At 42.2% G+C, this 308-nt stretch carries 1 pseudogene; it reads right to left on the bottom strand.

Features of this window, described 5'->3' with window-relative positions:
- Positions 1 to 308, bottom strand: a pseudogene (locus GNY06_RS13630) (hypothetical protein); the annotation flags it as partial.

The raw sequence follows: 308 nt of genomic DNA on the forward strand, positions 1-308 counted from the left end.
CCATCAATTGCCAGCAGCCGATAGCCATGATACAAAGCAGGCTGTTTCAAAGTTGAATTGAATTCATACAGAATTGCCTTAAATAATCTAGGGTTAACCTTTGATTTCTGCTGTTCGTAAGCCGATGCGGTCATTCGCTTAGAGGGCTTAGGAAATGCGTCAGCTAGCTCCTTGTTCAAGCAGTTTCCTTGCATGGCAAGAGTGGTCTTAATGAATGTCTTAGCATCCAGTTTTCTTTTACGCGTGAAGTCTTTGCTTGGATGATAAACAAAGTAATTGATGCATTCGGCAGCCTTATCCGTTACAGA

This window comes from Elizabethkingia argenteiflava (assembly GCF_009904105.1).
Taxonomy (GTDB): domain Bacteria; phylum Bacteroidota; class Bacteroidia; order Flavobacteriales; family Weeksellaceae; genus Elizabethkingia; species Elizabethkingia argenteiflava.